Source organism: Streptomyces sp. NPDC040405, from assembly GCF_055595765.1.
Genome location: NZ_JBVIVI010000002.1, coordinates 738,961 through 752,666 on the forward strand (window position 1 = coordinate 738,961; position 13,706 = coordinate 752,666).

A 13,706-nucleotide genomic window follows, 5' to 3' on the forward strand; every position below is an offset into this window, starting at 1 on the left:
GGGGGGTGGGCCTGAAGCGAGGGAAGTGAGCTCTGTGAGGAAAGAAGGTGCCCCGCCGGCGGGGGCGGAACGCCCCCCCCCCCCCCCCCCCGGCCGCCGTGTAGCACGCCCGTTCCTCAACGTTCATGCGCGGGCCGTCATATGCCGTTGCATGGCTGCGCACCTTCGAGGGAATATCCCTTCCAGGTCGACGCCCTGTTCCACTGTCCAGTGGGTGTCGAACTGCCTAGCGGACGGCATCGGGTCGTCCGCCCGGGAGGCCCTTTGCACACGGACGACTGTGCGGATCGTGCGTATGACGCGGAGGGCCGGCGCTCGGCCCGCTCCGTGGGGCCTGAGCCCGGTCCGCTCCCCGTCTACGGCGGGGACACCTCACTCCCGCGACGCCGTCGCACCCCAACCTCTCCCGAGGGGGTTCGTCCACCCGTGGTGACCAGCAAGAAACGCCGCGAGCAAGACCGGCGCACCTATGTCCTCGACACCAGCGTCCTGCTGGCCGATCCAGGAGCCATGGCCCGCTTCGACGAGCACGAAGTCGTGCTGCCGGTCGTCGTGGTCACGGAACTGGAGGCCAAGCGGCACCATCCCGAGCTGGGGTATTTCGCCCGGCAGGCGCTGCGCCTGCTGGACGAGTACCGCGTCCGGTTCGGCCGTCTGGATGCTCCGATTCCGATCGGCGACCTGGGGGGCACCCTGCGCGTCGAGCTCAACCACTCCGACCCGGGAATCCTTCCCGCGGCCTTCCTGACCCACGGGGGCCGAGTGGGGGACAACGACGCGCGGATCCTCGCCGTCGCCCGGAACCTGCAGGCCGAGGGGTACGACGTCACCGTCGTCTCGAAGGATCTGCCGCTGCGCATCAAGGCATCCTCGGTGGGGCTGCTCGCCGAGGAGTACCGCGCGGAACTGGCGATCACCGACTCGGGCTGGACGGGGATGGCGGAGCTCGCCGTCTCCGCCGAGCAGGTGGACGACCTGTTCGCCGCCGAGACCGCGTACATCCCCGAGGCGGCCGAACTGCCCGTGCATACCGGGCTGGTCCTCCAGTCCGAGCGCGGCAAGGCGCTGGGCCGGGTCACCCCGGACGGGCAGGTACGGGTGGTGCGCGGCGACCGCGAGGCGTTCGGCATCCACGGCCGCAGCGCGGAGCAGCGCATCGCGCTGGACCTGCTGCTGGACCCCGAGATCGGGATCCTGTCGATGGGCGGCCGGGCCGGTACGGGCAAGTCGGCGCTCGCGCTGTGCGCGGGCCTGGAGGCGGTCCTGGAGCGGCGGCAGCACCGCAAGGTGATGATCTTCCGCCCGCTCTACGCGGTGGGCGGCCAGGAGTTGGGCTATCTGCCCGGCAGCGAAGCGGAGAAGATGAGCCCCTGGGCTCAGGCGGTCTTCGACACGCTGTCCGCGGTGACCAGCTCCGAGGTCATCGAGGAGGTGGTGGAGCGCGGCATGCTGGAAGTGCTTCCGCTCACCCACATCCGCGGCCGGTCGCTGCACGACGCCTTCGTGATCGTGGACGAGGCGCAGTCGCTCGAACGGAACGTCCTGCTGACCGTTCTGTCCCGGATCGGCGCCAACTCCCGCGTGGTGCTCACCCACGACGTCGGCCAGCGCGACAACCTCCGCGTCGGGCGGTACGACGGTGTGGTGGCGGTGGTCGAGAAGCTGAAGGGGCATCCGCTCTTCGCGCATGTCACCCTCAACCGCTCGGAGCGGTCGCCGATCGCGGCACTGGTGACCGAAATGCTGGAGGACGGCCGCATCTGAGCCGTTGAGTCCGGTACGTCGTTAACGCGCCGCACGGAAAGGCCAATGAGCCTAGCTGTGCGGCGCGTTCTCGCGCGTGAATTTCCAGAAACCCTAGGGCGTAAACGGCGTGTGAGCTTTCACACCTGCCGGGGAATTGCCTCCGGGTATCCGTGTCCGGCAGTCTGTGGGTTCTGTCAGGCCTCGCATACGGCACACCAGTACCGCCAGCGGTACAGAACCACAGCAGTACCAGAACTGAAGAGAGTTCGCCGTATGCCGCCCGAGCACCTCGCGATTCTCCTGCGGGAGGACGCACCGGGCCAGTGCCTCCCGTGACCAGCCACACCCACTGAGCAGCACCGGGGACGGAACAAGGGGGGGCCAGCGCACAGGGGCACGATTGCGCCCGCGAGGTCACCTAAGCGGGCGACGCTGGAAGGAAAACCGAGTGAGCCGGATTTCGGTCCGGGGATTCGCAGTGGCCTCGGCCACCGCGGTCACCACTGTGGGCGCCGTTGTCGGTGTCGCCGCGGGTGGCGAGCAGCAGAGCTCGTCCGACCCGATCGAGGCGACCGCCGCCGACTCGACGCTCCTCGCGGACATACCCGCCGGCCAGCAGGCCGTGGCGCAGACAGCATCCCTGACGCAGCAGGCGGACGTTCAGTCCACCGCCGCCGACGCGGAGGCGAAGAAGTCCGCTGAGGAGGCGGCCCGCAAGCAGGCAGCTTCGGACGCGAAGGCCAAGAAGGCCGCCGCGGACAAGGCGGCCGCCGAGAAGCTGGCCAAGGAGCGCGAGGCCAAGAAGGAGAAGCAGGAGATCGCGAGCCGTTCGGCGACGCGTGACGCCGGCGACTTCGTACAGAAGGCCTCGTACTCCATCTCCGAGGTCCAGGCCATGGCCCGGCAGATGATCCCGGGCGACCAGTTCCAGTGCTTCAGCAACATCGTGGACCACGAGAGCGGCTGGAACTACCAGGCGACCAACCCGTCGTCGGGTTCGTACGGTCTGGTGCAGGCGCTGCCCGCGTCCAAGATGTCCTCGGCCGGTGCCGACTGGAAGACCAACCCGGCCACGCAGATCAAGTGGGGCCTGGGCTACATGAACGACCGCTACGGCAGCCCGTGTGAGGCATGGTCGTTCTGGCAGGCCAACAACTACTACTGATCGGCCCGGGCCACCCGGCCGCTCAGCCCAGAGCTTCGCGAAACCCCCGTCCGCCAGGTCGGGGGTTTCGCGCGTCCACAGCCGGTAACGTCATCCCGACGACTACGGGGGAACCGGGGGTAGGGAAAGCTGAATGTCCAGATTGCCAGAGTGGGTCGGCAGGTTGGGGGCCGGTCTGACCCGGCTCGCCGCTCGGCTCGAACACGAAGAGGCCGCGGCACGCGGTGACGAGGGTGGCGGCGGAGGAGCCGGCCGGCCGGCCGAGCCTGCCGGAGGCCCGGAGCCGTCACCGCCGCACCGGCCGGAGACGCCGCGGGAGCCGTACGAGGCGCGGGAGCCGTACGAGGCGCGCGAGCCGCATCAGCGGCCACCGGTACCGGACGAGCCGCAGGAGCCGTCCGAGGCGCCCAGTGTGCCCGCCCCGCCGGCCTACGCCCCCGCCGTCGCACCCCGGCCCGAACCGGCCGAGGCCGTCCCCTGGGGCGTGCGCGTCGCGGCCGAGGCCGGATGGCGGCTGCTGGTGCTGGCCGGAACGCTCTATGTGCTGATGCAGGTCATCAGCTCCATCCAGCTGGTGGTGTTCTCCTTCACCATCGCCCTGCTCATCACGGCCCTGCTGGAGCCCACCGTCACCCGGTTGCGCAACCGGGGCGTCCCGCGCGGGCTCGCCACGACCATCACCTTCATCGGCGGCTTCATCGTCATGGGGCTGGTCGTGTGGTTCGTGGTGTGGCAGGTCATGGAGAACGTCGACGAGCTGTCCGACAAGCTCCAGGCGGGCATCGACGATCTGCGGCGCTGGCTGCTGCACAGCCCGTTCCATGTGACGGAGAAGCAGATCAACCATGTCGCCACGAGCCTGCGCGAGGCCGTCGGCGCCAACACCGAGGAGATCACCTCGGCCGGGCTCGAAGGCGTCACGGTCGTCGTGGAGGTGCTGACCGGCATCCTGCTGACCATGTTCAGCACGCTGTTCCTGCTGTACGACGGGCCGCGGATCTGGCGCTGGATGCTGGGCCTCGTCCCCGCCGCGGCCCGGGAGGGCGTGGCGGGCGCGGGGCCGCGCGCCTGGGCCACGCTGACCGCCTATGTGCGGGGCACGGTGATAGTGGCCCTCATCGACGCGATCTTCATCGGCGTCGGGCTCTTCTTCCTCGACGTCCCGATGGCCGTGCCGCTGGCCGTCTTCATCTTCCTCTTCGCCTTCATCCCGCTGGTCGGCGCGGTGGTCTCCGGCGCGCTCGCGGTCATGGTGGCGCTCGTCACCCAGGGCGTGTTCACGGGGGCGATGGTGCTGGTGGTGGTGCTGGCGGTGCAGCAGATCGAGGGCCATGTGCTGCAGCCGTTCATCCTCGGCCGCGCGGTGCGGGTCCATCCGCTGGCCGTGGTGCTCTCGGTCGCGGGCGGCTCGCTGATCGGCGGCATCGGCGGCGCGGTGGTGGCCGTACCGCTGGTGGCGGTCGTCAACACGGTGGTCGGCTATCTGCGCTCGCACAGCCGCGAGAGCGCCGCGCGCGCCCACCCGGGCCCGCACGGCGCGACCGTCGTGTCCACCGCGCCGGTGCGACGGCCGCCGGAGCCGCCCGGCGAGGGCGGTACGTAACTCCCGTGGCCACCACGCGAAGGGGCGCCCCACCGGATCGGTGGGGCGCCCCTTCGCATGATGGCGTATGCGTCAGCCGTTCTCGGCCAGGACGCTCTCGGCGTCCAGCGTGGCGCCGACCGCCTGCAGCACCGAGGCGATCTTGAAGGCTTCCTGGACCGTCTCGCGGTCCACGCCCGCCTTGCGCAGCACCTGCTCGTGCGAGTCGAGGCACATGCCGCAGCCGTTGATCGCGGAGACCGCGAGCGACCACAGCTCGAAGTCGGTCTTGTCCACGCCCGGGTTGCCGATGACGTTCATCCGCAGGCCCGCGCGCAGGTTGCCGTACTCCGGGTCGGACAGCAGATGCCGGGTCCGGTAGTACACGTTGTTCATCGCCATGACGGCGGCCGCCGACTTGGCGGCGGTGTACGCCTCGGCCGACAGGTTGGCCTTGGCCTCCGGCTCCAGCTCGCGGAGCACCTGCGGGGAGCGCGAGGCGATCGCGCAGGCCAGCACGGTGCCCCACAGCTGCTGCTGCGGAAGCTCGGAGTTGCCGATCACCGAACCGAGGTTCAGCTTCAGGTCCTTGGCGTAGTCCGGAAGGGCGGACTTCAGGGTGTCGAGTGCCATTGTCAGTTCACCTCACTCGCCGGAAAGGAGCGCGACCGGGTCGAGGGTGTCCTCGCCCTGCGTCCAGTTGCACGGGCACAGCTCGTCGGTCTGCAGGGCGTCCAGCACCCGCAGGACCTCCTTGGGGTTACGGCCCACGGAACCGGCCGTCACCATGGTGAACTGGATCTCGTTGTTCTGGTCCACGATGAAGACGGCGCGCTGGGCGAAGCCGTCCTCGCCCTCGACGCCGCAGTCGCGCATCAGCTCGTGCTTGGAGTCGGCCAGCATCGGGAAGGGCAGGTCACGCAGGTCGGCGTGGTCCTTGCGCCAGGCGTGGTGGACGAACTCGGAGTCGCCGGAGACACCGAGGATCTGGGTGTCGCGGTCGGCGAACTCGTCGTTCAGCTTGCCGAAGGCCGCGATCTCGGTCGGGCACACGAAGGTGAAGTCCTTCGGCCAGAAGAAGACGACCAACCAACCCTTCTCGTCCCGGTTCCGCTTGATCCAGTCGGTGTCGATGCGCTCGAACTCCTGGCCCTTCTCCAGTGACACGCATGCCTGGAGGTCAAAGGTAGGGAACTGATCACCGACGTTAAGCATATGCGCTGCTCCTGGGGGGTTTGCGGGTTGGACAGGGCCCACCGTGCCACACCCCAGATTGATCAGTGAAATAACTCGCTGATGCTTGTTTGATCGAAGTTAGCTATCAACCTCCGGTCCGGTATGTCTGACTCGCTAGCCGCACGCAGAGGTGTGAGGTGATGTAAATCACATACACGATTGGGTGGTGCGGGATCGTCGCGGCAAGGTGAAGCCCCGTTCGGCTGCTGGCCGAACGGGGCTGGGTCGGTGTCTGTGCTCAGCACGCCTGAGTGGGCGTATGTGGCTCTCGTTGCTGCTTGGCTTCGATTACCTGCCTGCGTTCGTGCTCGACCACGTAGGGGCGCACCAGGGGGCCGGACTGCATCAGCGGTTCGGACTCGGTGACCACGACGCGAGGCAGGGACAGTGTGTCCCATGTGGCAGGGGACGTATGCGTGGTGGGCGACGGCGGATGGGCTGTCTGCTTGAGGGCTGCATGCCGTCCCTGGGGGCGAGGTGATCGAGGTATGACCGCAGTGAGGACCAGGGCGAGCACGCCGACCCAAACACTAGGTTCACGCATTTCTCAACTCCATTGGGCGGGAGGCTACTTGATTGAGCAGGGGGCCTCGCAGAATTCGTCACAGACATGAGACTGCCTCACAAAGCGGTCAGCGATGTGGCTTTGTTGGGTGACCTGTTCCTGCTTGCGCTTTGGAGCCCTGGCTGTCTCATTCTTGGCCGCATTGACCGTGAACCTTTTGTTGCTGCCCAATTATCTATCCTTTTATCTGTGAAGCCCGCTCCCGCCGGGAATCGAATACGGAAATTGGGGAATCCCGAATTCGGCGCATCCGGCAGGGGGCGGAACTTAGTCTGCGAGGCAACCGGGGCAGTTGACTATGCGTGCCCATCGCCCTATTTTTCCGGTCTCCCCGCATCTTGTTTTCCCGGCGCGCATCTTGTGCACGATCGTGTCGTTTTCTCCGATCGTCACCGGAACCCAAATGGGAAGTGTCTGCGACGGAGAGGTGCCCGCGCGCCTTTTAGTCATCCTCTGATCCCGCTGCCTGCCGCGACTCGCTGATGCGATGATATCCGCGAAGGGCGTGGTGATAGACGCGGAGCAAACCGTTTCCGATTTCGCATCTGTCGGTACCCTTGCAGTCGAGACACTCGGTCCCGTGCGAACTGTATGCGTGCCACGACTGCTCTACTAAGGCCCGTCGTTCCTCGTCGCTCAATGAGGGTTCTATCGGGTGGCAGTGGGGGCATCCGCGCATGCAAGGGCGGCTCTCCGGCCCGTGGGGAATGTACACGACTCCTGAGCGCTTATCCTGCGCACCGCCGTGCGATGTCCACCAACCCTCTGGCGAGATCTCGTAAGGGGAATCGGCGAAAGGGATGGAATCGGTGGGGCCCATTTCCGTGCTCACGGCTTACCCGCCACGGAAAGGAAGATAATTCCCGCCATGGCTGCAAACCACGCTACGATCGCGATCAGAGTGGGCAGAAATTCTCGGGGGATGTGTGATCGGTTGAGGTGCCGCTTCATTTCACACCCCCGATTTGGTGCGCTGCGATCTCGCGGTTGCGGGAATCAACCTTCGAGTTTTGACCTAACGCGCGCGCCGCTTCCCGTTGATTTACCAGTGCCCAGCAGACAGTGCATCCCTCTACAGGGACTGGCTCAAGAACGGAATTGTTTTGCAGTGCGACCGTTGGCGCCGTGCGCTGGCTCGCCACTGCTGCTCACCCCCTAGGGTTTCGTCTGAGGAACGAAACCCTAGGGAATGGTCTACGCGGTGTCTGTGGCACTTTGACTATGTGTCAGCTCGAAGTGCCACAAGAGATCGTTTACAGCTGAAGGTGGATGGCGGTTGCCATCTCTCGCATCTCCGCTGTCAGGGTCCGGCGGCCCTCAGCGATGCGCTTCATTACCGTACGTGCGTACGATTGATTGGGAAGCCATTCCGGGGATGAGCGCCGGATGTGCGACAGCTTGTCGAACGCCTCTGTGTAGTCGCCGGTCTTTGCGTGCGCGTCGGCGACGTCTAGGAGGTGTCGGTTGCGGTTGTTGCTTGTCGGCTTGAGGGCAGACATAGATACGCGGTGTGCTAGTCGGAGCACTACGTCGGGGCGGTCGGTGACGCTCGCGTTTTCAGCGGCTTTGAGCTTGACCGTGGTTGGTCCAAAGGTCCGCAGAAAGTCGTTCTCGGGTGCGTACTCGCGTCCGAGCATAACGGCGGCCCCCTTGGCCAGTCGCAACGCGTCGGCGGCTTGCCCCTGCTGCTCGTTTCGCACTGCTGCCGCAGACACGCGAAGGAGCATCCAGCCCCAAGTACTCAACTCGGCTGGCGTTGCACGGCTGATTCGGGGTTCGGTCTCGTCGGCCCATTGCACGGCAAGCGACAACGCGCCTTCCAGATCACCTTGTCGAAGTAGGAGCCAGCATTGAGTGTTGACGGTTGCCGCTCCTTCGAGCCTGTCAGCGGCATCGTCCTGAGCGCGCTGGAGGGCTAGTTCAGCGGTTCCGAATTGGCGTGTCTGGACCATGAGCCATCCGGCAAGCTGCAAGATCCGCACCCGGACAGCACGCCCTTCTGGCCCCAACGCATCAGCGTCACGGAGCATGGCGGGCAGCACTGTTGAGAGGTCTTCGAATCGATCTTGTGTGAAGAGCGGCAGGGAGTCGTCTAGCGCCTTCTTGACTCCGGCAACGGTTGGCGGCTCGCCGTCCAGTTCTGAGGGCACTGGAGGGCGACCCAAGGTACGCCTGACGGCTTCCCAGCGTTCTTCCGTTCCAGCGGTCGGCCCCTCGGCTTTCGGTCCGTTCACGAGTCGCATGGTCGTTACTCGCAGTGCAGCAGCCAGCGCGCGGAACGTCTCCAGTCGCGCGGTCGACCGGTCTCCCTGCTCCAACTTGCGAATGGTTGAGACTGACACGCCTGAGGCGGACGCCAGTTCGCTTTGGGTCAGACCTCGTTGCTTCCTCACGTTTTTCAGGTTCTTGCCCGCATCGTTCATATCGGCAGGGTACGGCCATAGCCCTTCATGTGCGATGGGTCAAGGGAGCTTTCATTCTGCGAGCCCTGTAATTACTGGTGATGGGGTATCACCCTTCTTGGTATGTGGTTGACGCACCTGCCTTGTGGGTCGCATGATCAATGACTCATTGGTACGAGTGACGACCGCATGTCTGGTTGTCGCGTGTAGGTGGGTGGTCATGTCTTATCTGCGGTTCAGGGTCAAGCTGGCGCTAATTGTCATCGCGCTCGCTGTCCTCATGTCTCTGTGTTCGGGGCCTCGTGAGACGCGCGGGGCTCCGCCTGGTGGCGTTGAGTGGACGTTTATCGGCTCGGCGTAAACAGGCGGGTCCGATGTGGCGGAGGCGGATGTCTGAGCTGAGTGTTTCCCTGGTGCGGTTACCGTGTGCCCTCCCTTGGTTACGGCGGGGGCGCAAAACGAGCTGATGAGGGAGGTGGGCGACCGTGACGTACGGGCCGGATGGCCTAGGCGGGGAGGCTGATCAACCTGATGAGCCAGAAGAGGTTGTATGGGTCTCGGAGGCTAGATACCTGGACGCGTGGCGGGAAGCGCGCGATGCGGCGGATGAGCTGGAGGCAGCTTTGGCCGTTGCGGGAGTGCATCACTCGGTGGTGACCGAGCCGTCGACTGATGCGGACGGGGGGCCTGTCCTGCGGTTCCGTGGGCGCGCGGACATCACGGCGGCGCGTCGTGTGGCCACTCTGCTGAGGCGCGCTGCGGGGGCCTCGCCTGAGTGGTCGGCCGGTGGTGATGAGTTAGGCGCGGTGCCGTGACGGTGCAGGTGGGCACGCCGATGGCCTGCGAGGCTTTGGGCGGGAGCTGCCATGGGGCGAGAGAACAGGGGGCCTTACGCTGGTGCGGCGGATCGGGCGGGTTTGTGGACCTGCCCGCGTTTGCGACCGATTGGCCCCCTGTTCTTAGAGGCTCGCCCCATGGTGGCTGCCTAAAGCCTCGTAGGTCGTCGGCCCCAGCCACAACGCACCAGCCACGATGTCGGGGGCTCTTGTCACCGGCAGTTGGTGACGCGGAGTATGGCCAGTGTCACGACGAGAGGGGAAGAGCTATGAGGTGGGGTCGGGCAAAGCCAGAGAAGCCAGGGTTCCGGACGCGGGGGCGCGGCACGGTGCGTGTGGAGCGTGACCGGCGCGGCGGCGAATGGGTCAAGTGCTCGGGGTGCGGCTACAAGAAGTTCAACCCCGGTGTCGGCCCGTCGAAGTTCGCAGCGCAGGACCACGCGCGTACCTGTACGTGCTGAGCGCGGGGGCGATGCGCCCTCGGGGCAACGGGCAGCGGCCGTGAGTCGTGGTCCGCGGGAGTCTCGTCGGCCTCCTCGTCCCCTCACAACGAAGCCCCCGCGGCTGGCGGGGGCTTCGTGCTGCTCGGGGCCGCTGGTGGTCGTCGGGCGGCTCGTCGTCCGACCGGACCGGCCGTCAGGCCGCAGCCGGTCGAGGCGGCGTGGCCGCCCGGCGCGCCGCAGGCGCGCCCTTGAGCAAGTAAAGAAGATCTAGACGCATTCAGCCGCGCTTGGGCGTGGTCGGGGTGATGCGGTAGGCGAGGCGGGCCCGGGCGGGGCTCGTCCGCATCTCCTCAACTAGGAGTGCACGGCCGTCCTGGTCCTCGGTGACGCGGTGGGTGATCAAGATGGTGTCGGCGTCGTCGGACATGTGCAGTGCCGCGCGCTCGTCGGGTCGGGCGGTGCGGGCATCGACGGTTTCCCACCAGGTGAGTGTGAGCCCGGCTTCGGCGAGTGCCCCGTACAACTCGGTTGGGCTGGCGCTCGGCTGATCAACAAGTGCTGGCACCTCGTCGGCGACGTCGAACGGGATCACGGTGCGGTGGGTGACGCGAACCCCTGTCTCAGGGTCTGCCAACAGGCGGTCAACCGTGAGCGCGTGGACCGGGCCTCGGTCGAACAGTGCCTCAATGTCCCCACTGACGTGATCTCGGGTGACGGTGGGTTCTTCGGCCTCGTCCAGATGGTGTCCCATGACCAGGTGCTTGCCTCGTCGGATCAGCGTGCGCTTGATCATGACGACGGGGGTGGCCTGTTCGCGTACGTACGTGCCCTTGCCGTGTTTGCTCACGGCTAGCCCCATCCGGCGCAGCTCGGCGACGGCTTGGCGGACGGTGCTGCGGGAGACGTCGTATCGGGTCTCTAGTTCTGATTCGCTTGGCAGTCGACTGCCCGGCGGGTACTCCTCGCCTGTGGCGATGGCTGAGGCCAGGATGCCCGCTAGCTGCCTGTACAGGGGCTCATGGGGCTGGAGTTGAGCGGTCGTGCTGTTGCTGGGACCGGGCATCGTAGGTAGCTCCTAGGCGGTCTCAGGGCCCTGCTGGGCCTGGGGGTGTCGATGGGGGTCCTGCACTCATCAGGATAAGAGCTTGCCTCTCTTGGTCAATATGACGCATGCTCGTCTTCCCGCCACTCGTTGGTACGAGTGACGACCGAACGACATATGAGGGAGAGGTGATCTTGAATGCGAAGCATTCCCGTAGATGTGGCCCGACTCGGCACGCTGATGTGCGTGGTGCCTCCCGAGCCGCGAGTGAATCTGGAGACTGGCCAGGTCAGGACCGATCGGGACGGTCGGGCTACCTACGCCGTGGGTGTCTCGGTACGTCAGCCGGACAACCGCCGTGCTGACGTGATCGAGGTGGTTGTGTCGGGTGCTGAGCCCCCGGTGATCGCTGAGGGTGCCCGGGTGCGCGTGGTGGACCTCGTGGCCATCTCGTGGGAGATGGGCGATCGGCACGGGACGTCGTACCGCGCCGCCGCGATCACGTCGGAGGGCGAACCGGGCAAGGCGCCGCCGCCCGTGCCGGGGCGGTCGAAGTCGGCTGGGGGTGGTGACGATGCAGCTCGGTGAATCTTCGGGGTTGCCCCAGCGGGTTGTGGGCTGGGCTGATCTTCGGCGGCATGTCCATGAGCTGAGCCGTCAGCTCGATGCCGCAGAGGTCGAAGAGATGGACGCGGGGGAGCGGGAGCGGCTGGCCCGGGTGGCCATGGCCACCGCTCACCTCGCTCAGACCATGATCGCGCGTGCTGGATCGGGAGGTCGCTGGTGGGACACACCGACGCAGCAGTAGCACGACTCATGCGCAATCTCCGGATTCTGGCTGGCTGTGACGCTCTGCTGACGGCCATGTCCGGCGGCCCTCTGGTTGATCAGATCCTGGCCCTGACTGCACGGACGGCTGAGGACGTGGCGCGCGATGCCCGGCATGTGCGTGGGGCGCGTGGGTCGGTGCGCCGGGACCCCCGAAAGACAGACGGAGGTGATCACTGATGTCGTGGCAATGGATGGTCTGGCTGGCCTTGCTGCTGGCCGTGCTGACACAGCCGCGCTGGGAGCACCGGGTTCCGCCCATGCCTCGCAGGCTGCGGCGGCTGGGGGCACTGCCCTGGCGCTGGTACCTGGGAGCCTTTCCCGCCGTCGTGCTGCGGATGCGGTTCACCTGGCGCAAGCTCGCCCGGAATGCCGACTTGGCGGTGCAACGCCAGCCACCCCGGGCCCTGGTCGGCCGCGACATGATCGTGACCGGTCGCGCAGTTCGGATGATCCCGCCCCGGCTGGGCCTGCCCATACCCACCCGTGACGGCCTGGTGGTGCGAGTGCAACTGCATCCGGGACAGACACCCGCTCCGTTCGTGGAGGCGGCCCACGCGATGGCACATGCGTGGCGACTCCATGCGGTCCGCGTTGCCTCCTCACGACGTGGTGAGGTCATCATCACGGCGACCTGGCGAGACCCCCTGACCGACGCGGGTGCGACGGTGGCACGGGAGCCGACTCGGGTCCTCGCTGCGCATGTGGGCCGTACGGAAACCGGCTCCGGGTGGAGCATCGACCTGCGACAGGTGCCGCATTGGCTGGTCGTCGGTGCGACCCAATCGGGGAAGAGCACGCTCCTCGCTGCGATGGTCCGTCAGTTCGCACCGCAGCCGGTCGCGCTGGTCGGGATCGACTGCAAGGGCGGTATGGAGCTGTCGCTGTTCGAACGGCGTCTGTCCGCGCTGGCTTGTAGCAGGTCAGAGGCTTTGGCCGTCCTGGTGGCGCTCCTCGATGAGGCGGCGGATCGCATGGCGATCTGTCGTGCGGCGGGGGTGCGGTCCATCTGGGAGCTACCGGAGAAGGCGCGGCCGGTGCCGGTCGTGGTCGTGGTGGACGAGCTTGCCGAGCTGTACCTAGTCGACGGGTCGCGGGTCAGTCGGCAGGAGAGTGCCGAGTGTTCCACTGCTCTGCATCGGTTGGGGCAACTTGGGGCGGCCCTCGCCATCCACCTGATCGTCGCGGGTCAGCGTATCGGGTCTGAGCTGGGCGTCGGTGTCACGGCGCTGCGGGCTCAGCTCGGTGGCCGTATCTGCCATCGCGTCCATGATCAGCAGACGGCGGAAATGGCGCTCGGTGATCTCGCCGATGACGCGGTAGTGGCGGCTCAGATGATCACGGAGCGAGAACAAGGCGTGGCCATCACGACAGTCGGCGGTACCTGGTCGCGTGTGCGCTCCCGCCTGACTACCACTGCTGATGCTCGGGAAATCTCGGACGCGCATTCTGACAGGACCCCGGCAATGCCCGCACTGGTGCGGGCTATGAACGCAGCGAAAGGAGGGAGAGAGTAATGCTGAGCGAATCAGAGGCAATCCCGCTCGCTGTCGTCCTGGGAATTCTCTGCGTCATGGTCGTGCGATCCCGGGAAGTCGTCTGGTGGGTCGGCTCTCTCTTCTTCCTCTGGGGGTTCACCATGGCCAGCACCACACCGGGACTCACCATCGCTAATTTCCTGGAATGGCTGCGGACTTACGTCCTTCCCGGGTAGCGGCTCAAGAAAGGAAACCATGCCTCACCTATATGTGAGGTGCCGGGGATGCGGGCGGCTGCGCCTTCGCACTCGGGGCGGCCGTCTCCGGCGGTGTCGCTGCTGTCGGCGTCGGCCGCCCCGGCGGTAACCGATCCGCGGTACAGC

The 13,706-nt window shown here is 66.5% G+C and carries 9 protein-coding genes; 5 read left to right on the top strand and 4 right to left on the bottom strand.

Features of this window, described 5'->3' with window-relative positions; genetic code table 11:
• Positions 1–426: 426 nt before the first annotated feature.
• From ACZ59A_RS10720 to ACZ59A_RS10730, 3 genes are all read left to right on the top strand, one after another.
• Positions 427–1,764, top strand: a complete 1,338-nt coding sequence (locus ACZ59A_RS10720; RefSeq protein WP_470956303.1) for a PhoH family protein — start codon at positions 427–429, stop codon at positions 1,762–1,764.
• Positions 1,765–2,194: 430 nt separating this feature from the next.
• Positions 2,195–2,911, top strand: a complete 717-nt coding sequence (locus tag ACZ59A_RS10725; protein WP_468051218.1) for an aggregation-promoting factor C-terminal-like domain-containing protein — start codon at positions 2,195–2,197, stop codon at positions 2,909–2,911.
• A 133-nt stretch (positions 2,912–3,044) separates the two neighbouring features.
• The gene (locus ACZ59A_RS10730; RefSeq protein ID WP_470956306.1) at positions 3,045–4,514 is read left to right on the top strand and encodes an AI-2E family transporter; all 1,470 of its coding nucleotides are present in this window, start codon (positions 3,045–3,047) and stop codon (positions 4,512–4,514) included.
• 72 nt (positions 4,515–4,586) lie between these two features.
• On the opposite strand, the gene ACZ59A_RS10735 is transcribed toward ACZ59A_RS10730, so the two are convergent.
• The 4 genes from ACZ59A_RS10735 to ACZ59A_RS10750 form a co-directional block, all read right to left on the bottom strand.
• A complete protein-coding gene (locus ACZ59A_RS10735) occupies positions 4,587–5,126 on the bottom strand; it encodes an alkyl hydroperoxide reductase (RefSeq protein WP_470956309.1) in 540 nt (179 codons plus the stop codon).
• Positions 5,127–5,138: 12 nt separating this feature from the next.
• The gene (locus ACZ59A_RS10740) at positions 5,139–5,708 is read right to left on the bottom strand and encodes a peroxiredoxin (protein WP_470956312.1); all 570 of its coding nucleotides are present in this window, start codon (positions 5,706–5,708) and stop codon (positions 5,139–5,141) included.
• Between the two features lie 1,839 nt (positions 5,709–7,547).
• Positions 7,548–8,717 (bottom strand): helix-turn-helix domain-containing protein, encoded by a 1,170-nt coding sequence (locus ACZ59A_RS10745; RefSeq protein ID WP_470956315.1) that lies wholly within the window; start codon positions 8,715–8,717, stop codon positions 7,548–7,550.
• 1,535 nt (positions 8,718–10,252) lie between these two features.
• Positions 10,253–11,038, bottom strand: coding sequence for a GntR family transcriptional regulator (locus ACZ59A_RS10750; protein WP_470956318.1), 786 nt, complete (start codon positions 11,036–11,038; stop codon positions 10,253–10,255).
• A gap of 177 nt (positions 11,039–11,215) precedes the next feature.
• Here ACZ59A_RS10750 and ACZ59A_RS10755 point away from each other — a divergent pair, with 177 nt between their 5' ends.
• On the top strand, positions 11,216–11,605 hold the full coding sequence (locus ACZ59A_RS10755; RefSeq protein WP_470956321.1) for an SCO3933 family regulatory protein: 390 nt from the start codon (positions 11,216–11,218) through the stop codon (positions 11,603–11,605).
• A 419-nt stretch (positions 11,606–12,024) separates the two neighbouring features.
• The gene (locus ACZ59A_RS10760; protein WP_470956324.1) at positions 12,025–13,362 is read left to right on the top strand and encodes an FtsK/SpoIIIE domain-containing protein; all 1,338 of its coding nucleotides are present in this window, start codon (positions 12,025–12,027) and stop codon (positions 13,360–13,362) included.
• Positions 13,363–13,706: the final 344 nt, after the last annotated feature.